General features: G+C 68.1%; 15 protein-coding genes. 9 read left to right on the forward strand and 6 right to left on the reverse strand.

From position 1 onward, the window contains the following. The first annotated feature begins 3 nt into the window (after nt 1-3). From hutI to V9K91_RS10080, 7 genes are all read left to right on the forward strand, one after another. Nucleotides 4-1,203: an imidazolonepropionase gene (hutI, locus tag V9K91_RS10050; RefSeq protein ID WP_095362715.1), complete on the forward strand. Its 1,200-nt coding sequence runs from the start codon at nt 4-6 to the stop codon at nt 1,201-1,203. Between the two features lie 23 nt (nt 1,204-1,226). Then, entirely contained in the window at nt 1,227-2,768 is a 1,542-nt protein-coding gene (gene hutH, locus V9K91_RS10055) for a histidine ammonia-lyase (RefSeq protein WP_095362716.1), read from the forward strand. After that, complete coding sequence (gene hutG / locus V9K91_RS10060; protein ID WP_336443175.1) at nt 2,765-3,619, forward strand: N-formylglutamate deformylase; 855 nt, start codon at nt 2,765-2,767, stop codon at nt 3,617-3,619. Before hutH ends, hutG begins: the two co-directional genes overlap by 4 nt. Beyond that, nucleotides 3,616-5,280: a urocanate hydratase gene (hutU, locus tag V9K91_RS10065; RefSeq protein WP_336443176.1), complete on the forward strand. Its 1,665-nt coding sequence runs from the start codon at nt 3,616-3,618 to the stop codon at nt 5,278-5,280. Before hutG ends, hutU begins: the two co-directional genes overlap by 4 nt. 367 nt (nt 5,281-5,647) lie before the next feature. Next, nucleotides 5,648-7,768, forward strand: coding sequence for a TonB-dependent receptor (locus V9K91_RS10070; protein ID WP_336443177.1), 2,121 nt, complete (start codon nt 5,648-5,650; stop codon nt 7,766-7,768). Between the two features lie 115 nt (nt 7,769-7,883). After that, nucleotides 7,884-8,300 (forward strand): hypothetical protein, encoded by a 417-nt coding sequence (locus tag V9K91_RS10075; RefSeq protein WP_320457215.1) that lies wholly within the window; start codon nt 7,884-7,886, stop codon nt 8,298-8,300. Between the two features lie 26 nt (nt 8,301-8,326). Continuing rightward, the gene (locus tag V9K91_RS10080) at nt 8,327-9,004 is read left to right on the forward strand and encodes a MarC family protein (protein WP_306988237.1); all 678 of its coding nucleotides are present in this window, start codon (nt 8,327-8,329) and stop codon (nt 9,002-9,004) included. A 90-nt stretch (nt 9,005-9,094) separates the two neighbouring features. On the opposite strand, the gene V9K91_RS10085 is transcribed toward V9K91_RS10080, so the two are convergent. The 6 genes from V9K91_RS10085 to V9K91_RS10110 form a co-directional block, all read right to left on the reverse strand. After that, on the reverse strand, nt 9,095-9,454 hold the full coding sequence (locus V9K91_RS10085; RefSeq protein WP_306988236.1) for a hypothetical protein: 360 nt from the start codon (nt 9,452-9,454) through the stop codon (nt 9,095-9,097). Nucleotides 9,455-9,541: 87 nt separating this feature from the next. Continuing rightward, nucleotides 9,542-11,914 (reverse strand): GH92 family glycosyl hydrolase, encoded by a 2,373-nt coding sequence (locus V9K91_RS10090; RefSeq protein WP_336443178.1) that lies wholly within the window; start codon nt 11,912-11,914, stop codon nt 9,542-9,544. Between the two features lie 123 nt (nt 11,915-12,037). Then, the gene (locus tag V9K91_RS10095) at nt 12,038-14,320 is read right to left on the reverse strand and encodes a patatin-like phospholipase family protein (RefSeq protein WP_336443179.1); all 2,283 of its coding nucleotides are present in this window, start codon (nt 14,318-14,320) and stop codon (nt 12,038-12,040) included. Nucleotides 14,321-14,413: 93 nt separating this feature from the next. Then, the gene (locus V9K91_RS10100) at nt 14,414-16,870 is read right to left on the reverse strand and encodes a prolyl oligopeptidase family serine peptidase (protein WP_336443180.1); all 2,457 of its coding nucleotides are present in this window, start codon (nt 16,868-16,870) and stop codon (nt 14,414-14,416) included. Between the two features lie 137 nt (nt 16,871-17,007). After that, nucleotides 17,008-17,178, reverse strand: coding sequence for a hypothetical protein (locus V9K91_RS10105; protein WP_157771747.1), 171 nt, complete (start codon nt 17,176-17,178; stop codon nt 17,008-17,010). An 89-nt stretch (nt 17,179-17,267) separates the two neighbouring features. Further along, on the reverse strand, nt 17,268-17,585 hold the full coding sequence (locus V9K91_RS10110; protein WP_083214175.1) for a DUF5076 domain-containing protein: 318 nt from the start codon (nt 17,583-17,585) through the stop codon (nt 17,268-17,270). A gap of 76 nt (nt 17,586-17,661) precedes the next feature. On the opposite strand from V9K91_RS10110, the gene V9K91_RS10115 reads away from it, so the two are divergent. After that, on the forward strand, nt 17,662-18,438 hold the full coding sequence (locus tag V9K91_RS10115) for a HipA family kinase (RefSeq protein WP_336443181.1): 777 nt from the start codon (nt 17,662-17,664) through the stop codon (nt 18,436-18,438). Next, on the forward strand, nt 18,416-18,805 hold the full coding sequence (locus tag V9K91_RS10120) for a DUF3037 domain-containing protein (RefSeq protein WP_336443182.1): 390 nt from the start codon (nt 18,416-18,418) through the stop codon (nt 18,803-18,805). The genes V9K91_RS10115 and V9K91_RS10120 overlap by 23 nt, the downstream gene beginning before the upstream one ends. Nucleotides 18,806-18,890: the final 85 nt, after the last annotated feature.

Consider the following 18,890-nt stretch of genomic DNA (forward strand, 5'->3'; position numbering starts at 1 on the left):
GCCATGCACTGTGACACTCTCTGGACCAACGCCCACCTGATCACCGTCGACGGCCCTGGCCTGGGCGTGATCCGCGACGGGGTGATCGCCGCCCACGACGGCCGCATCGTGCACGTCGGCCCGGCCGGGTCCGAAGCGCACCTGCAGCCGAACCGCCGCGTGGACTGCGGCGGACGCTGGATCAGTCCGGGGCTGGTCGACTGCCACACCCACCTGGTGTACGCCGGCAACCGCGCCAATGAATTCGAACAGCGCCTGCAGGGGGTGAGTTATGCCGACATCGCCCGCGCCGGCGGCGGCATCGTCTCTACCGTACGCGCCACCCGTGCCGCCAGCGAAGCGGAGCTGCTGGCGGCCAGCCTGCCGCGGCTGGACGCGATGCTGGCCGAAGGCCTCACCACGGTGGAAATCAAATCCGGCTACGGCCTCTCGCTTGACGATGAAACCAAGCAGCTGCGCGTGGCCCGCGAGCTGTCGCGGCAGCGCGCGGTCGAGGTGGTGCCCACCTTCCTCGGTGCACACGCGGTGCCGCCGGGGCGGCAGGCGCAGGAGTACATCGATGAGGTGTGCAACATGATGATTCCGGCGGTGGCCGCGCAGGACCTGGCCGAAGCGGTCGATGTGTTCTGCGAGAACATCGCCTTCAGCACCGCGCAGGCCGAGCAGGTGTTCGTGGCCGCGCAGGCGCACGGACTGGAGGTGAAGATCCACGCCGAACAGCTCAGCAACCAGCACGGCGCTGCGTTGGCCGCGCGGCATGGCGCGCTGTCGGCCGACCACATCGAACACCTCGATGCAGACGGCATTGCCGCGATGCGTGCCGCCGGCACCGTGGCGGTGCTGCTGCCGGGCGCGTTCTATTTCACCCGCGACACCACCCTGCCCCCGATCGACGCGCTGCGCGCCGCCGGCGTACCGCTGGCACTGGCCACCGACAGCAACCCCGGCACCTCGCCGCTGACCAGCCCGCTGCTGGCCATGAACATGGCCGCGACACTGTTTCGCATGACCGTGGACGAGTGCATTGCCGGCTTCACCCGTGAAGCGGCGCGTGCGCTGGGCCGGCAGGCGCGGATCGGCCGGCTGGCGGTCGGGCTGGACTGCAACCTGGCCGTGTGGGACATCGAGGCGCCTGCCGACCTTGTCTACCGCATCGGCTTCAACCCCCTGCACGCGCGCGTGATGCGCGGCGTATCCGTCTGAACATAGAGATGCCTGGAGATTCCATGAGTACGACCCTGACCCTGCAGCCCGGCGCGGTGACGCTGGCGCACTGGCGCGCGATCTTCGACGGTGCCCGCGTGCGCCTGGACCCCGCGTCGGCCGAGGCGGTGCGCCGCAGCGCGCAGACCGTGGCCGACATCGTGGCCAAGGGCGAGCCGGTGTACGGCATCAACACCGGCTTCGGCAAGCTGGCCAGCGTGCGCATCGAACGCGACGACCTGGAAACCCTGCAGCGCAATATCGTGCTGTCGCACGCCGCCGGCGTCGGTGAGCCGATGCCCGCGCCGGTGGTGCGCCTGATGATGGCGCTGAAGCTGACCAGCCTGGCCCAGGGCGCCTCGGGCATCCGCCCGGAAACGCTCGCCTTGCTGGAAGCCTTCCTGCAGCACGACCTGGTGCCGGTGATTCCGTGCCAGGGTTCGGTGGGCGCCTCGGGCGACCTGGCGCCGTTGTCGCACCTGGCCAGCGTGATGATCGGCGTAGGCGAGGCATTCGTCGGCGGCGAGCGCCTGCCGGCCGCCGATGCGTTGGCGCGCTTCGGCCTGGCGCCGCTGGTACTGGGCGCCAAGGAAGGCCTGGCCCTGCTCAACGGCACCCAGTACTCCACCGCCTATGCGCTGGCCGGGCTGTTCGAGATCACCACCGTGTTCCAGGCCGCGCTGGTCACCGGTGCGCTGTCGGTGGAAGCGGCCAAGGGCTCGGACACCCCGTTCGATCCGCGTATCCACCAGATCCGCGGCCAGCGTGGCCAGATCGCCACCGCTGCGGCACTGCGCAGGTTGATGCAGGGCTCGGCGATCCGTGAATCGCATCGCGACAACGACGTGCGCGTGCAGGACCCGTACTGCCTTCGCTGCCAGCCGCAGGTGATGGGCGCGGCGTTTGATGTGATGCGCCAGGCCGCCACCACGCTGTCGATCGAGGCCAATGGCGTGTCCGACAACCCGCTGGTGTTCACCGATACCAACGAAGCGCTGTCCGGCGGCAACTTCCACGCCGAACCGGTGGCGTTCGCCGCCGACATGCTGGCGATGGCGGTGTGCGAGATCGGTTCGATCAGTGAACGCCGCACTGCGATGCTGGTCGACCCGGCGCTGTCGGGCCTGCCCGCGTTCCTCACCCCGAAGCCGGGCCTGAATTCCGGTTTCATGATTCCGCAGGTGACCGCCGCCGCGCTGGTCTCGGAAAACAAGCAGCGCGCCTACCCGGCCAGCGTGGATTCGATTCCCACCTCGGCCAACCAGGAAGACCACGTCTCGATGGCAGCGCATGGCGCACGCCGCCTGCTGCAGATGGCCGAGAACGCGGCCAACGTGGTAGGCATCGAACTGCTGGCCGCCGCGCAGGGGTGCGACTTCCACGATGGCCTGCGCTCCAGCGATGCGCTCGAAGCAGTGCGACAGCGGCTGCGTGCACAGGTGCCGACCCTGCAGGACGACCGTTACTTCCACCCGGACATGCTGGCCGCCACCGCGCTGGTGCGCAGCGGCGCGCTGGCCGAAGGGCTGGCCGACATCCTGCCGCAGGTGGAGCCGCTGGCATGACCGCGCATCCGGACTGGCTGCAGGTGCATGAAGGCGATGCGCCGCTGATCGTCAGCTTCCCGCACACCGGCACCGAACTGCCCGATGCGCTTGCCGGCGATTTCGTGTCGCCGTGGCTGGCCCGCCGCGATGCCGACTGGTGGGTGCATGAGCTGTATGACTTCGCGCAGCGCATGGGCGCCACCACGGTGCGTTCGGCGATCTCGCGTTCGGTGATCGACCTCAACCGCGACCCCAGCGGCGTCTCGCTGTATCCCGGGCAGAACACCACCGGGCTGTGCCCGCTGACCACCTTCGACAGCCAGCCGCTGTACCGCCCGGGCCGGGAGCCGGATGACGCCGACATCGCCCAGCGCCGTGACACATACTTCGCGCCCTACCACGCGGCGCTGGCCGCGCAGATCGCGCGCCTGCGCCAGCGCCACGGCACGGTGGTGGTGTACGACGCGCATTCGATCCGATCGCACATCCCGCACCTGTTCGACGGCGACCTGCCGCAGTTCAACCTGGGCACTGCCGGTCCCTCCGGCGCGCCGGATACCTCCTGCGACAACGCGCTCAGCGACGTGGTGGAGAACCTGTGCCGGATCAGCGGCCTGTCGCACGTGCGCAACGGCCGCTTCAAGGGCGGCTGGATCACCCGCCACTACAGCGACATCGCCGGCGGCGTGCACAGCCTGCAGATGGAGCTGGCCTGCCGCGGCTACATGCACGAACCCGAACCCGAACAGGTGGACGTGCACAGCTGGCCCACCCCGATCGACCCCGACCACGCTGCGCCGCTGCGCCACACGCTGCAGCAGGTGCTTACCGCCTGCCTTGAATTCGCGAACTCCCGGAGTGCTGCATGAGCCGTCACGATTCCACCCGCACCATCATCGCCCCCACCGGCAGCACGCTCACCGCCAAGAGCTGGCTGACCGAGGCGCCGCTGCGCATGCTGATGAACAACCTGCACCCGGACGTGGCCGAGCGCCCGCAGGAACTGGTGGTGTACGGCGGCATCGGCCGCGCCGCGCGCGACTGGGAAAGCTACGACGCCATCATCGAGACCCTCACCCGCCTGGAAGACGACCAGACCCTGCTGGTGCAGTCGGGCAAGCCGGTGGGCGTGTTCCGCACCCATGCCGATGCACCGCGCGTGTTGATCGCCAACTCGAACCTGGTGCCGCGCTGGGCCAACTGGGACCACTTCAACGAGCTGGATAAGAAGGGCCTGGCCATGTACGGCCAGATGACCGCCGGCAGCTGGATCTACATCGGTGCGCAGGGCATCGTGCAGGGCACCTACGAAACCTTCGTGGAAATGGGCCGCCAGCACTACAACGGCAGCCTGGCCGGCAAGTGGCTGTTCACCGGCGGCCTCGGCGGCATGGGTGGCGCGCAGCCGCTGGCCGCGGTGATGGCCGGTGCCTCGTGCCTGGCAGTGGAGTGCCGCAAGAGCAGCATCGAGATGCGCCTGCGCACCGGCTACCTGGATACCTGGACCGACAACCTGGACGAAGCGCTGCGCCTGATCGAGGAATCCTGCACGGCCAGGAAGCCGCTGTCGGTGGGCCTGCTCGGCAACGTCGCCGACGTGCTGGACGAACTGCTGGTGCGCGGGGTCAAACCGGACCTGCTGACCGACCAGACCTCCGCGCATGACCCGGTCAACGGCTACCTGCCGCAGGACTGGACGGTGGAGCAATGGGACGAACAGCGCGTGAGCGCGCCGAAGGTGGTCGAGAAAGCCGCGCGCGCGTCGATGGCCAACCACATCCAGGCCATGCTCGCCTTCCATGCGCTGGGCGTGCCGACCGTTGATTACGGCAACAACCTGCGCCAGATGGCGTTGGAAGAAGGCGTGGAAAACGCCTTCGATTTCCCCGGCTTCGTGCCCGCCTACATCCGCCCGCTGTTCTGCCGCGGCATCGGCCCGTTCCGCTGGGCCGCACTGAGCGGCGACCCGGAGGACATCGCCAAAACGGATGCGAAGGTGAAGGAACTGATTCCGGACAACCCGCACCTGCACCGCTGGCTGGACATGGCCGCCGAGAAGATCAAGTTCCAGGGCCTGCCCGCGCGCATCTGCTGGGTCGGCTTGGGGGATCGTGATCGCCTCGGGCTGGCGTTCAACGAAATGGTCGCCAACGGCGACCTGAAGGCACCGGTGGTGATCGGCCGCGACCACCTGGACAGCGGCAGCGTGGCCTCGCCGAACCGCGAAACCGAAGCGATGGCCGACGGCTCGGACGCGGTATCGGACTGGCCGCTGCTCAACGCCCTGCTCAACACCGCCAGCGGCGCGACCTGGGTGTCACTGCACCATGGCGGCGGTGTGGGCATGGGCTTCTCGCAGCACGCCGGCATGGTAATCGTCTGCGACGGCACCGAAGCGGCCGCCAAGCGCATCGCGCGCGTGCTCTGGAACGACCCGGCCACCGGCGTGATGCGGCATGCCGATGCGGGCTATGAGATCGCGATTGAATGCGCGAAGGAGAAGGGGTTGGATCTGCCTGGGATTCTTTGAACGCATGCCGCCCGGCTTGAGGTCAGCATGGCCGTGCCGGGAGCCCGGGAAACTTGTTTCTCACCCAGGCCGCACGCTCCGCACCTTGGTAGGGTCGCATCCCGATCGACTGCCGATAGCCACGCCGCGCCCCGTGGCGGCATTGCAATGATCGGGATCGCCTCTCCCGAAGCAGCGTGGTTGCAGGCGTCCATGCGTTAAAGGGATCGCCTGCCGTGCGTGCAGTCGTTTGGGAACCGACCCTACCCCCCCCCGTTCCTTCGTTGGGTGACGGCGGCGGCGCAACCTGTTAACTTTCGCGACCTCGCGACGGTTTACAGGTGTCGTGCCTGGCCGCCGCTGCCCATTTCGTACCGATTCCAGACGCATGCCCCCTCTCCTGTCGTTGCACCGCCCTACCCTGTCCACGCTGACCCTGGCCCTTTCGACCGTACTGGTTGCCACCGCCTCCGCCGCTCCGGCCGACAGGCCCACAACGCTGGAATCGGTCAACGTCACCGCCGCCGACACCACCGAACAGGCCCGTGCCGCGCTCAAACGCGTGCCCGGTGCCGGCAATGTGATCGACCTGGCCCGCACCGATGGCCGCCTGGCCGGCACCGCCGATGTGCTGGCCTACCAGCCCGGCATCAGCGCGCAGTCGCCCGGCAACGAAGGGGCCAAGGTCTCCATTCGGGGCTCGGGCATCAACCGCGGCCCCGGCGCGCATGCCTCCGGCATCTCGGTCTCGCTGGATGGCCTGCCCCTCACCGGCCCGGGTGGCACCCCCTACGAGCTGCTGGAACCGTTGTGGCTCAGCCGCGCCGAGGTGCTGCGCGGGGCCAACGGGTTTGAAACCGGCGCGCTGGCGTTGGGGGGTGCGATCAACTACGTCAGCCGCAGCGGCCGTGACGCCACCGGCGTGGAACTGCAGTATGAAGCGGGCAGCCGTGGCTACCAGAAGCGCAGCGTGGGCTACGGCGGCGTGGCGGGCGACGTGGACTACTACCTGGCCTACACCGATACCGAATACGACGGTTACCAGCAGCACGCCGCCGGCGACGGCAAGGGTGCGATGGCGAACGTGGGTTGGCAGATCACTCCGCAGCTGGAAACGCGCTTCTTCCTGCGCTACCGCGAAACCAACCACCAGACGCCCGGGCGCCTCACCCGCGCGCAGATCCGCAACTATCCCCGCGCGGCCAACCCGGCCAACCTGGCCATCGATGCGCAGCGCCCGCAGCCGGGCAGCACCTGGCTGGGCAACATGACCACGCTGCAGATCGATGACGATTCCTCGCTGCAGGCGGGGCTGGTCTACCACCACTACCCGATGGATCTCAACGAGAGCCTGTACCGGCAGCAGCTGGATTACACCAACCTCAACGCCACGCTGGATTACCGGCGGAAACACCTGCTGTTCGGGCGCGACAGCGTGACCACGCTCGGCCTGCGCGTCACCCACGACCTGGATGCGGACGTGCGCGAAACCCTGCGCTACCCCAGCAACGGCTACCCCGCCGGCACCCACACCCGCGACTTCTCCCACCACGGCACCAACAGCACGCTGCATGTGGGCAACGACCTGGCGCTGAGCGACACACTGCGCCTGCAGACCGGCCTTGCGCTGATCAACACCCGCCACGACGTGCAGGTCACCTGGCCGAGCACGCCGGAACGGCTGTCGGGCAGCGACTGGGACTACGCGCCGCGACTGGGCTTCACCTGGCAGCAGACGCCCGCCACGCAGTGGTTCGGCAACCTGAGCCGCTCGGTGGAACCGGCGCACCCGTGGTCGATGATCTGGGGCTCCAACGTGTATTTCGCACCCGGCAACGGCGCGTCCAGCGGACGCCAACGCGCGCCGGTGGCGCTGGACAACCAGACCGCCACCACGCTGGAACTGGGCGCGCGCGGCGACAGCGCACTCGGCCGCTGGGAACTGACCGGCTACTACGCGCGCGTGCTGCATGAACTGCTGAGCGTGGAAGTCGTTCCGGTGCCGAACCTGTTCGTGGCCGAGAACAACGCCAGCCCGACCGTGCATCGCGGCATCGAGGCCGGGCTGGACAGCACCCTGTGGCAGGGCGCCGACGGTCGCCTCTCGCTGCGCCAGGCGTATACCTTCAGCGACTTCCGCTACCGCCACGATGCCCGCTTCGGCAGCAACCGCCTGCCGGGCCTGCCGCGCCACTACTACCAGGGCGAACTGCGCTTCGATCATCCGGCCGGGTTCTACGCCGCGGTCAACACCGAGTACGCCTCGGCGATGTTCGTGGACTACGCCAACAGCTTCCGCGCCGACAGCCACCTCATCTTCGGCACGCGGGTGGGCTTCGATGCACCGAACGGCCGCTGGCAGGCCTGGGCCGAACTGCGCAACCTGGGCGATCGCCACTACGCGGCTACTGTGACGCCGGGCTATGACGACGCTGGCAGGGACGTGGCGCGCTCGACACCGGGCGACGGTCGCGGGGTGTATGCAGGCATCCGCTGGCGCTTCAATTGAGGCCAGCGAACCGGTGCCAGTAGAAATACTGGCGCCGGGCGCGGGGATTGCCGTAGCCGCGCGTGCCTGCACGGCGGAGACTGGAGGCCTTCCCTGCCCTGCTGCGGAGCTTCCCGTGAGCCAGATCGCCACGCGTCTCGCCTGTTCCCTCGTGCTCTGCCTGGGCGTTGCCGCCGCGGGCCACGCCCAATCGGTGGGCGACACCGCCGCGACCCGTTTCGCCACGCTCGACAAGAACAGCGATGGCGTGGTCAGCGAAGACGAGTACGACGGCAGCGCGCTGTTCCGCACGCTCGATGCCGATCACAACTACCGCGTCACGGTCGAAGAAGTGCAGGCACTGCTCGGCCCGGACCGCGATGGCCAGCTCACGGCGGCAGACCGCATCCGGGTCGCCGATCTCAATGGCGATGGCGAGCTGAGCGACGAGGAAGTACGCCGCGTGGCGGAGATGCGCTTCCAATCACTGGATACCAACCACGACAACGACCTGACCCTGGCCGAGCTGCAGGTTGGGTTCTGGCGGCCCTAGGCAACCGTGCTTCACGGCAGACGCACATGTGGAATGAGTTCAGCCACGCTTTCCTGGTGATTTTCACCAGCCTGCTGCCGGTTATCAATCCGCCGGGAGCGGCACTGATGGTGCTGGGCCTGCTGCCCGATGCCACGCCCGCCCAGCGCGGCCGGGTCGCTCGCGCGGTGGCGTTCAACAGCCTGATGATGCTAGCTGTGTCGGTCAGCGTCGGGGCGTGGGTGTTGTCCTTCTTCGGCATCTCCATCCCGGTGTTGCGCCTGGCCGGCGGGCTGGTGATTGCCGCCACCGGCTGGCGCCTGCTGCAGGCACCGGCGCAGGCCGAACGCAGCTCGGTGGCCGGCGCCGCCGAAGCGGAGGCGCGCCACGACCTGGATGCCACGGTGGAGTCGCAGACCTTCTATCCGTTCACCCTGCCGCTGACCGTGGGTCCCGGTGCGATCGCGGTTGCGACGGCCGTAGGCACCACCTCGCCCAAAGACGGGCCGGAATCGGTGCATGTCGTCGCGGCAGGCTGCGCGCTGCTGGCGTTGAGCGTGCTGATCTACCTGTGCATGCGCTACGCCGGGCGGCTGCAATCCTTGCTGGGGCCTACGGGCATGCAGGTGATGCTGCGCCTGTTGGCGTTCGTGATCCTGTGCATCGGTGTCGAGATCGGCTGGATGGGACTGTCCGAGCTGCTGGGGCTGCCAGTGGCGCACTGATCGGCTGGCCTTGATCCAGGTCAGGTCGCCCGCGGTGACGGAGCGGCTGCGTCGCCTGGTGCAGGCCCAGTCTCGATGCCGCCGTTGAACTCAGACCAGCGAACCCAGCATGAAGTAAGGCAGGTACATCGCAAACAGTATGCCCACCGAGCCCAGCAGGCCTGCGCCAAGGCCCAGCAGCCCGGCCAGGATGCGGCCGGCGATGGGCGGGCCGAAGTGCCAGCACGCCCCCACCAGCGCCGGCGCCAGCCAGGCCAGCAGATAACCCTGGCTGTAGACGCGGCTGATCCACGGCAGTGCCTGGCCGGCGCTGCCGAACATCTCCACGAACTGCGGCAGAAGCAGTGCCCCGAACAGGGTCACCACGAACGCCATGGCCACACTGGCGGCCAACCCCACCCACGGCAGGATGCCGGCACTGCGCTGCAGGAGCGGATGGGTCAGGTTCATCGCGGGATGGCCCCGTCGATAGCGTTGGCCACGGCCCCCATCCGGTGACCGTCAGGGTCGATCACGGATGCCATGTGATGCTGCATGTCAGTTCGGCCCGTACGACGGTGGCAGCGTGGCGGTGCCCCACTGCGTGTTCTTCGCCCTGCCCAGTTCAAACTCCAGCGTGCCGCCCTTCTGCACCACGCTGGCCGGCAGCCAGCTGGCGTCGCTGGGCTTGCCGTCCACGCGCAGCGACTGCACGTACGGTGCGTCCATCGCCGCGCCATTGGCCGTGATGGTCAAGGTGGCGCCGGGGCGCTGGATGACCGCTTCGCGGAACAGCGGGCTGCCGATCACCAGGTCGGCACGGCCCGGGTACAGCGGGTACAGGCCCAGCGCCGACCACACGTACCACGACGACATCTGGCCCAGGTCATCGTTGCCGGGCATGCCTTCGGGCGCATTGGTCCAGATCTGGCGCATGGCTTGGCGCACGGTTTCCTGTGTTTTCCACGGCTGGCCGACGAAGTTGTACAGCCACGGTGCCGCCACCGAGGGTTCGTTGTCCAGCTCGGCATGCAACGGGCCGGACTTGGTCACCGCCCATGCGCCATCTTCCTTGCGGAAGAACGCATCCAGCCGCTGGATGGCCGCGTCGCGGCCGCCAAGCGTGGCGATCAGCCCGGCCGGATCGAACGGCACCATCCACAGGTACTGCGCACCGCTGCCTTCGACGAACTCCTCATCCGAGGCCGGATCGAACACCGGCCAGCTGCCATCGGCATTGCGCGGCTGGATGTAGCCGGCCTGCGCCGTCGCCTTGGGGTTGTACAGGTTGCGCCACCAGCCGGAGCGTTCGCGGAACAGCGCCGCGCCCTGTTTGTCGCCTGCGGCGTTGGCAAGTTCGGCAAGGCCGAAATCAGCGGCCGCCATTTCCAGCGTGTCCGACGCGGTGCCCCAGCCCGGCGCGCCCACCGGCATGTACTTCAGCGCCATCCACTGGTCCAGGCCCGGGCGCTGGCCGACGCACAGCACCGGGCAGCCCCGCCGGCTGAGGTCGCGTTCGGTCGGCACCGTGGCCGCCTGCTTGAGCGAGGCGTAGGCGAGTTTCAGATCGAAGTTGCGTCCACCGAACGCGTGGATCGCAGCGACCGACGGCGGCGACGGATCGCCGTTCATCACACCGGTGGCACCGGTCAGGTGCGTCCAGCGGTCCCACACGCCGCCGTTCTGGTCGGCCTGGTTGAGCAGCGACTGCGCGATGTCCGAGCCGACCTGCGGCTGCAGCAGCGTGACCAGCTGCAGCTGCGAGCGGTACACATCCCAGCCGGAATAGTTGGCGTACTGCGCACGCTGGCCTTTCGACAGCGCATGCACCTTGCCGTCCATGCCGCGGTAGCGGCCATCGCCGTCACTGAACAGGTTGGGCGCGAGCAGCGTGTGGTACAGCGCGGTGTAGAACACGGTGCGTTCGTCGGGGGTGCCACCGGCCACGCGCACCTGGCCCAGGGTCTTGTTCCACTCGGCGCGGGTCGCGGCCTGGGTCGCTTCCACGGTGGTGCCAACCGGGCTTTCGCGGCGCAGGTTGGCGCGTGCACCGGCCTCGTCCACGTAGGAAATGCCGATGCGCGCGGTCACCTTCGGGCTGCGCTTGGGATCGAACTGGATCCAGCCGCCTGCACCCTTGCCTACCGGCGGGTGGCCCTGGGTACCGTAGCTGGTGCCGCCACCGCCTTCGCGCGCGCCGGCCTGCACGGTCTCGTCGCGCCAGGTGCCGCCGACCTCGAAGGGCTGGTCGAACTCGGCCACGAAATGCAGGGTGTAATAACTTTCGCGGCGGTCCTCGGCCAGGTAGCCGCAGAAGTTGCCGGCGGTGACCGTGCCGCGCACGGTCCGCGTGTCCGGATCGATCACGATGCTCGAGTCGGTGCTGCCCACTTCACTGTCGGAGGTGCGGAACAGCAGATTGGCCGGCTTGTCGACCGGGAACTGGAACTGCCCCACCGCCGTGCGCGCAGTGGCGCCCAGGTCCACCACCACGCCGTTGTCGAGCGTGAGCCGGTACGCACCGGGACTGGCCGACTCGCGCTTGTGGTCCAGCACGCTGGCGTAGCGCAGCCCGGCCTCGGCCGACGACGGCGACAGTTCCACCTTGGTGGTGACCGGCATGATCGGAACGTCGCCGCTGGCCCCGGTGCAGCCGGTACCGGACACATGGGTCAGGCTGAAGCCGCGCACGCCGTTGCCGCGCCACTCGTACCCGCCGGGTGCCGCAATGGCGAAGCGCTTGCCCGGCAGCGGGGTCATCTCGGGGCTGAAGGCCACCATGCCGAACGGCACCGACGGACCCGGATACACGTTGCCCGCGTTGGTGGTGCCGATGAAGGGATTGACCTCGGCGGCGAGATCGGCGGCCTGCAGGGCGCAGGGCGCGGCGGTCAGGACAAGCGAAACGGCAACCAGCATCGAACGGTGCACGACGAACTCCCAGAGCGGAAAGGACGGGCCATCAACGTAGCGCCACGGCCTGCGTGGCTGGATCGATTGTATCGATCTAAACCCCGCCCGCAATCTGACCAAAGGCACCCCTGTCGCGGGGCGTCAGAACCCGTCGAGGGTGCGCAGCAACGAACCGAAGGTGAGATAGAACGAATCGTGCCCGCCCTGGGCGCGGCCGTAGCCGAGGAACACCGGCCCAAGGAACGTATCGGCCCCGACGAACACGCTGCCGGCACTCTGCATGCCGTCGATGTTCACTTCATCGCGCGTGCGCCAGAACCCGCCCCATTCCAGGCTGCCCCCGACGTACAGCGGAATGGTCAGCAATGAGTCGGCATGGGCCACGCGGCGGTAGTACACCATGCGCGCCAGCGCCGTCTGCGGGGCGAAGATCGCCTCTTCCGGGTACCCCGACAGGTTGCCCAGCCCGCCCAGGAAACCGTAGGTGGCCAGCAGGTCGTCGCCGCCGTGGGCGGATGAAATGCGCAGTCCACCGAGCCAGCGACTTTCTCCCCGCGCCCAGGCGCCATCCCACTGCAGGCGAGTGACGGCGGCGGGATCATCCGTGCCCAGCGCGTCCAGGTAATGCTGGCGGGTCAACCACAGGCGCTGGCCGCGGCTGGGGAAGGCCGAACTGTCGATGGAATCGTGGCGCAGCTGCCAGCCGATGCTGCCCATGTCGGCGCGGTAGTTGCCCAGCTCGCTGGGATTGCCCACATCCAGCCGGGTGCGCTCCTGCCCGCGCTCGAGGAAGCTGGCCAGTTCCCAGTCCGGATGCGGCGACCAGGCCCAGCGCAGGCCACCCAGCCATTGGCTGTAGCGGTACTGCGCCAGCGAACCGCGCTGCAGCAGCGCCAGGTCCAGGTCGGTGGCGCGGTAGCGTGCATAGGTCGAGAGCGCGTGCCGGCCGCTGCTGCCAAACGGGTGGTAGTACTCGGCGAAGGCTTCTTCCACCTCGCCCAGCCCGATGCGCAGTTTCAGTTCGGCGCCTTGGTCGGTCAGGCCGGTGCGGGTGAACTCGCTGATCAGCTGGTAATTGCTGCTGCCATCGAAGTCATCGGACAGGCGCAACGCGAAATGCAGGAAATCCGGGCCCCAGCGTTTGTCCTGCGGGGCGATGACCAGGCCGAACTGGTCATCGCGCTGGTCCAGCCGCCATTGCACCTGCTCGTAGCGGCCTTCGCCGTAGGTCAGTGCAACCTGGCGTTCGATCCGTTCCGGTTGCAGCGGCTGGCCCAGCTGCGGCTGCAGGCGCTGTTCGATGAAGCGCGGGGTCTGCGTGTCCTCGCGCAGCACGTCGATGAACGCGACGATCGGCGTTTCATAGGCCGGCGGCCGGTGCTGCTGCTGGAAGATCGCGTACTGCGCCGGATCGACCTGATAGCGCTGGATGCCCGCCACCTCGGCTTGTGCGGCCTGCTCGCCCACGGCTACCGCCGCCGGCGAGTGGTTGAAGTCCTGGCTGCCCATGTCGCCCAGCGGCGGCGTGATCAGCAGATCCTGCGTACCCAGCGTGGCCAGCTGAGCATCGACCACCCGCTTCATCAGCACGCCGGCCATCTGGTGGCTGATCGCCAACGGCGAATCCAGGCGTTCTTCGCTCATCAACGGCGTGCCCACCCGCACCACGATCAGGCGCTGCGCGCCGAGCCGGCGCGCTTCGTCGATCGGCAGGTTGTCGACCACGCCGCCATCGACCAGCAGGTGGTCCTGGTAACGCACCGGTGCGAACACGCCGGGGACCGACATGCTGGCGCGGATCGCCAGCGCCATGTCGCCCTGGCCGAACACCACCTTGTCGCCGGTGACGATATCGGTGGCCACCGCCCGGAACGGGATGGGCAGCTGGTCGAAGTCACGCACCTGCCAGGTCGGCAGCAGCAGCCGCCGCAACAGCATTTCCAGTTTCTGGCCCTGGATCAGGCCGCGCGGGAACGCGATCTTGCCGTTGCTCAGGCCGACTTCGACCCCGCCGAGCAGGCGCAGGTCGTCTTCCTTGCGGCGCATGCTGCGTTCGTTGCGCGGTGGTTTGTCGCGCAGTACGTCGGCCCAGTCGATGCGGTCGAGCACGGTTTCGATTTCATCGGCCGAGTATCCAGAGGCATACAGCCCGCCGACCACCGCGCCCATCGAGGTGCCGACGATGCAGTCCACCGGAACCCGCTCGCGCTCCAGCACCTTGAGCACGCCGATATGCGCTGCGCCACGCGCGCCGCCACCGCCGAGCACCAGGCAGGTGCGCGGGCGGTGGGGGTGCGTGCCGGCGAGCGTATCCGTCGCTGCCTGCTGCGCCCCGGCTGCCAACGGCAGCAGGAGCGCAGCAAGGGATGCCCACCGACGGAGCAGGCGCACCTTCCTGTGCGACGGACGGGGGTCATCCTGCATGTCAGCTCCTGGCATCGTATTCTGGCCGATGCCCGCACTGTGCCCGTCCCTCCAGCGCACGTCCAGATCGACGCAGCGACGCAGGGCGTGGCGCTACTTGGCGTTTTTGACGTAGGTGTCGAACCAGTTGAGCATTTCCGACACCAGCTGCTCGTTGGATTCCAGCGCCGTGTACCAGTGCGGTTCGTTGGGCAGCATCACCAGCCGGGTGATGCCGCCGTTGCCGCGGATCGCCTGGTACAGCTTGCGCGACTGGAACGGTTCGGTACCCGGGTTGGCATCATCCTCGCCGTGGACCAGCAGCAGCGGCAGCTTGATCTTGTCGGCATAGAAGAACGGCGAGGCCTTCAGGTACACGTCCTGCGCCTGCCACACCGAACGCCGCTCGTTCTGGAAACCGAACGGGGTGAAGGTCTTGTTGTACGAACCGCTGGTGGCCACGCCGGCTTTGAACAGGTTGGTGTGCGCGATCAGGTTGGCGGTCATCAGCCCACCATGGCTGTGCCCGGTGACGCCGATCCGGTTGCGGTCCACCACGCCCAGGTCCACGGCCTTGTCGACCGCGGCCTTGGCATCGGCTTCGAGCTGCTCGAGATAGGTGTCGTAGGCGTTCTTCGGATCACCGACGATCGGGAACGCGGCGTTGTCGATGATCGCGTAGCCGGCCAGCAGCATCAGCCGGTACGGCGCCAGGCGCGTGAAGGTCTGCTGCGAACCGGAGACCTGCCCGGCCTGCGCCGCGTTGGCGAAATCAGCCGGGTATGCGTACAGGATGGCCGGCACGCGCTGGCCTTCCTGGTAGCCCGGCGGGGTGTACAGGGTGAACGACAGGTCCACCCCATCGGCGCGCTTGTAGGTGACCAGGCGCTTTTTGATCTGGCGCACTTCCGGGGTCGGGTCGCTGAGCGTGGTCAGCGCGGTGGCGGTGGAGGTGTACTGCGCCTCGCCGTCTTTAGCGCTGGCAGCGCGTTCGCCCTGCTGGCGCACGAACGCATTCGGCGGGTCCATCACCGACTGGTGCCAGGTCAGGTAGCGGCCCGGGGTGGCGGTCAGCCCCAACACCTGCTCATAGGCGTCGGCGCCACTGCGGAACAGGCGCTCGGTCTTGAGCGTGCCCAGATCCAACCGGTCCAGGAACGGACGGTCGCCCTGCGGCGAACTGCCCTGCCCGCGCAGGAACACGAAGCTGCCGTCCTGGCGCACCACCGGCGCGCCGTTGGGCAGGCGCTTGAACACCAGGTTGCCCGGGTCGGCGTAGAGCTCGTCGCTGGACAGGTCCCAGAGCAGGCGGCCTTCCTGCCTGGGCTGGTCGACATCGACGATGCGGGTCTGCCGCCAATGACGGTTCTCATCGTTCTCGAACAGGAACGACACCGCCGGGTCCGCGCTCCAGGCAATGCCTTCGAAGCGCTGCGCGGTCCGCGCGATTTCCTGCGGTTTGGCGGAGAACGGTGCCTTCAGCGCCAGCACGCGGTCGCGGTGCGGCACGGTCACTTTCCAATCGCCCTTGTCCAGCGCTTCGGCATAGACCAGCGTGGCCGGATCCGTGGAGCGCCAGTCGAAATCGCGCGGGCCTTCGGGCACGCCGTGCACCGGCACGCGGTCGGCCAGCGGCAGGCTGGCGATGGGCGTGCTGCGCCCCGAGCCCAGGTCAAGCACGGCAACGTCATTGGCGAAACGCTGGTAGGTCACCGCGTGCGAGAACGGCGCCTTGAGCGTTTCGGTGAGCACATGCACGCCATCGGGGGCGGCATTGACCTCGTTGTACAGCGCCGGGGCGCCGATGGCGCGCACGCTGCCGGCGCTGGCGTCCACCACGGCCAGCTGCGAGGCACCGTAGTAGGCGAACAGGGCTTCGTCATGCGCGCTGGTCAGGGTGTCGCGGGCTTCGTAGGTGCTGCTCTCGCCACTGCTGCCCAGCGATTCCTGTACGTCGGGGCCACCGGGGCCGTTGCCGCTGCTCGGGGCCGGGCCCTGGTTGGCCGGCACGGTCTTGACCAGCAGCTGCTGGCCACCGCCCAGCCACTGCACGGTGTAACCGAAGATGGGATTGAGCTGGACGCCCGGGATCTGCTTGACCTGGCCGGTCTGCGCATCACCCACCCAAAGCTGCACCGAGGTGTCTACTGCGTTCTGGAACGCGAAGTGGCTGCCATCGGCCGACCACTGCGCCACGCCGGCACAGCCCTGCGGCAACGCGACCTTGGTGGTGCGGGCCGTGCCGACATCCACCAGCGAGAAATCGGCGACACACGCCGGAATGCCATAGCCGCCCTGGGTATCGTGGCGGCTGCGGTTCTTCGGTTCCAGCCGCACGCCGGCCAGCTTGAGATACGGCTGGGCAACGCGCTCGATCGACGGATAGGTCTGCAGGGTGGTCAGCAGCAGCCGCTGCCCGCTCGGGTCCAGGTTGGGCTGCGGCGGTGGCGGCGCCTTGAGCACCTTGAGCAGCTGCTCCGGCGGTTTGGCGTAATCGGCGAAGGCCGGTGCGGCAAGGCTGAGCGCGGCCACGGCTACGGCGGTGGCAAGGCAGGTACGACGGATGAGCATCCAGATCCCCTTGAAGGTGTGGGTCCCGGCGGCGCACATGTCGCCGGCATGCCGTGGAATCTAGCACCGGGTCATCGCGCCGGAATGGGCCGAAAGCACTGGATGCATTGCCGGCCTTGCACTTCGGTTGCCGTCAATCAGGCGCCCTGGTAGACGTCGTGTACAAGCGAAATGCCCAACGCTGCCATTCGGCCGAGCAACCGGGGCGGCAGCTCGATGGCGAAGTTCCGGTTGCTGTGCGAACTGAACCAGATGCGGGAGGTGGCGACGGCAGGAATTGGTGCGCGCCAGGCCTTGGTTTTGTGCATGACGCGCTCCTGGCTGGGTTGCGGGGCTGGGCACGGCCCGGGTCTACGGGGCGTCGCCCTTACGGGCTGCCGCGTGCCGGGCCCCTGGATCAATGCGCTGGCGTGCGCTCGCCGCGGTCGATGATTGCGCCTTCGATACTGTCCTTGGGTGCGCCGATGCGCTCCATGAAGTCGCGCAGCATCACCTCGCGGCAGTGCTCGACGGATTGCCCATCGCGCTCGGCGAACATCCGCGCGGCATGCTCGAACAGGTCCGAGAGCAACTCGCCGAAATCGGCGGCGCCGCCACTGAGATCGGAATTGAGGGTCACGTGGAGCTCTTCGTGGGCGGCCCACAGGCGCATGATCTCGAAGGCCTCTGGATCGCTCAGGACGCCATCAGGGATGCGCAGTTCGTCGGTGTACATCAGGTGTCGTCCTTGCATGCGGGAGGGGGCGGCGCCACGGTAAGATGGCGCTGCTCACTCCGTCAATGGATGTCCCTTGCGTACCGTCCACGCGCTCCGTTACATCACACCGCTCCGCGAGGGCGGCTCCCTGCCGGCCGTGGTCGAGACCGACGACGACGGCATGGTCGTGCTCAAGTTCCGTGGCGCCGGCCAGGGGCCGAAGGCGCTGATCGCCGAGCTGGTAGCTGGCGAGCTGGCACGCACGCTGGGCCTGCCGATTCCGGAAATCGTGTTCGTCGAGCTTGACCGCGAGTTCGCGCGCACCGAGCCCGATCCGGAAATCCAGGACCTGATCCGCGCCAGCGAAGGCCTCAACCTGGGCAGCGATTACCTGCCCGGCGCGATCAACTACGACGTGGCGGCGATGCCGGTGGATGCCGACCTCGCCTCGCGGATCGTGTGGTTCGACGCCTTCACCAGCAATGTCGACCGCACCGCACGCAACCCGAACCTGATGGTGTGGCACCGCAAGCTGTACCTGATCGACCACGGTGCAGCGATGTACTTCCACCACGATTGGGCCACGGCGGGCGATGCCTGCGTGAAGCCGTTCCTGCTGATCCGCGACCATGTGCTGCTGTCGTTCGCCACGAACATCGCCGAGGTGGATGGTGAGCTGGCGGCGCGGCTGCCGGACGCGGAGATTGAACGCATCGTCGCGCTGGTGCCGGACAGCTGGCTGGTGGACGAACCGGCTTTCGACAGCCCGGCGGCCTACCGCCAGGCGTACATCGATTATCTGAAGTGCCGGCTGCAGGCACGTGACGCTTTTGTACAGGAGGCCGTCCGTGCCCACGCTGCACACGTATGACTATGCGGTCATCCGCGTGGTACCGCGGGTGGAACGCGAAGAGTTCATCAACGTCGGGGTGATCGTGTCCTGCCCGGGGGCGAAGCATCTTCAGGCGGCGATTGAGATTGACCCGGCGCGGATGCAGGCGTTCGCGCCGTCGCTGGACCTGGAGGCGCTGCAGCCCTGGCTGGATGCGATCGTGGCGATCTGCCGGGGGGATGCCACCGCAGGCCCCATCGCGCAGCTGCCGGCGCGCGCGCGGTTCCATTTCCTCACTGCCAAGCGCAGTTCAGTGGTGCAGATGTCGAGCACGCACGTGGGGCGGACAGCGGACCCGCAAGGCGTGGTGGAGCATCTGATGCGCAGGATGGTGCGGGTGGTGTGATGGTCGCGTGCGCCGCCGGATCCATCATGGGTTGGGGGCGACTGTTGGTCGGCTGCTTCTGCCCCTGCGGTAGAGCCGACTGTTA

It is taken from the genome of Stenotrophomonas sp. CCNWLW57 (assembly GCF_037203925.1).
Lineage (GTDB): Bacteria > Pseudomonadota > Gammaproteobacteria > Xanthomonadales > Xanthomonadaceae > Stenotrophomonas > Stenotrophomonas rhizophila_A.

Excerpts from the sequence above, each read along its gene's own strand:
- hutI (WP_095362715.1), top strand. The coding sequence starts at position 4 with ATGCACTGTGACACTCTCTGGACCAACGCCCACCTGATCACCGTCGAC.
- hutH (WP_095362716.1), top strand. The coding sequence starts at position 1,227 with ATGAGTACGACCCTGACCCTGCAGCCCGGCGCGGTGACGCTGGCGCAC.
- hutG (WP_336443175.1), top strand. The coding sequence starts at position 2,765 with ATGACCGCGCATCCGGACTGGCTGCAGGTGCATGAAGGCGATGCGCCG.
- hutU (WP_336443176.1), top strand. The coding sequence starts at position 3,616 with ATGAGCCGTCACGATTCCACCCGCACCATCATCGCCCCCACCGGCAGC.
- V9K91_RS10070 (WP_336443177.1), top strand. The coding sequence starts at position 5,648 with ATGCCCCCTCTCCTGTCGTTGCACCGCCCTACCCTGTCCACGCTGACC.
- V9K91_RS10080 (WP_306988237.1), top strand. The coding sequence starts at position 8,327 with ATGTGGAATGAGTTCAGCCACGCTTTCCTGGTGATTTTCACCAGCCTG.
- V9K91_RS10085 (WP_306988236.1), bottom strand. The coding sequence starts at position 9,454 with ATGAACCTGACCCATCCGCTCCTGCAGCGCAGTGCCGGCATCCTGCCG.
- V9K91_RS10095 (WP_336443179.1), bottom strand. The coding sequence starts at position 14,320 with ATGCAGGATGACCCCCGTCCGTCGCACAGGAAGGTGCGCCTGCTCCGT.
- V9K91_RS10100 (WP_336443180.1), bottom strand. The coding sequence starts at position 16,870 with ATGCTCATCCGTCGTACCTGCCTTGCCACCGCCGTAGCCGTGGCCGCG.
- V9K91_RS10105 (WP_157771747.1), bottom strand. The coding sequence starts at position 17,178 with ATGCACAAAACCAAGGCCTGGCGCGCACCAATTCCTGCCGTCGCCACC.
- V9K91_RS10110 (WP_083214175.1), bottom strand. The coding sequence starts at position 17,585 with ATGTACACCGACGAACTGCGCATCCCTGATGGCGTCCTGAGCGATCCA.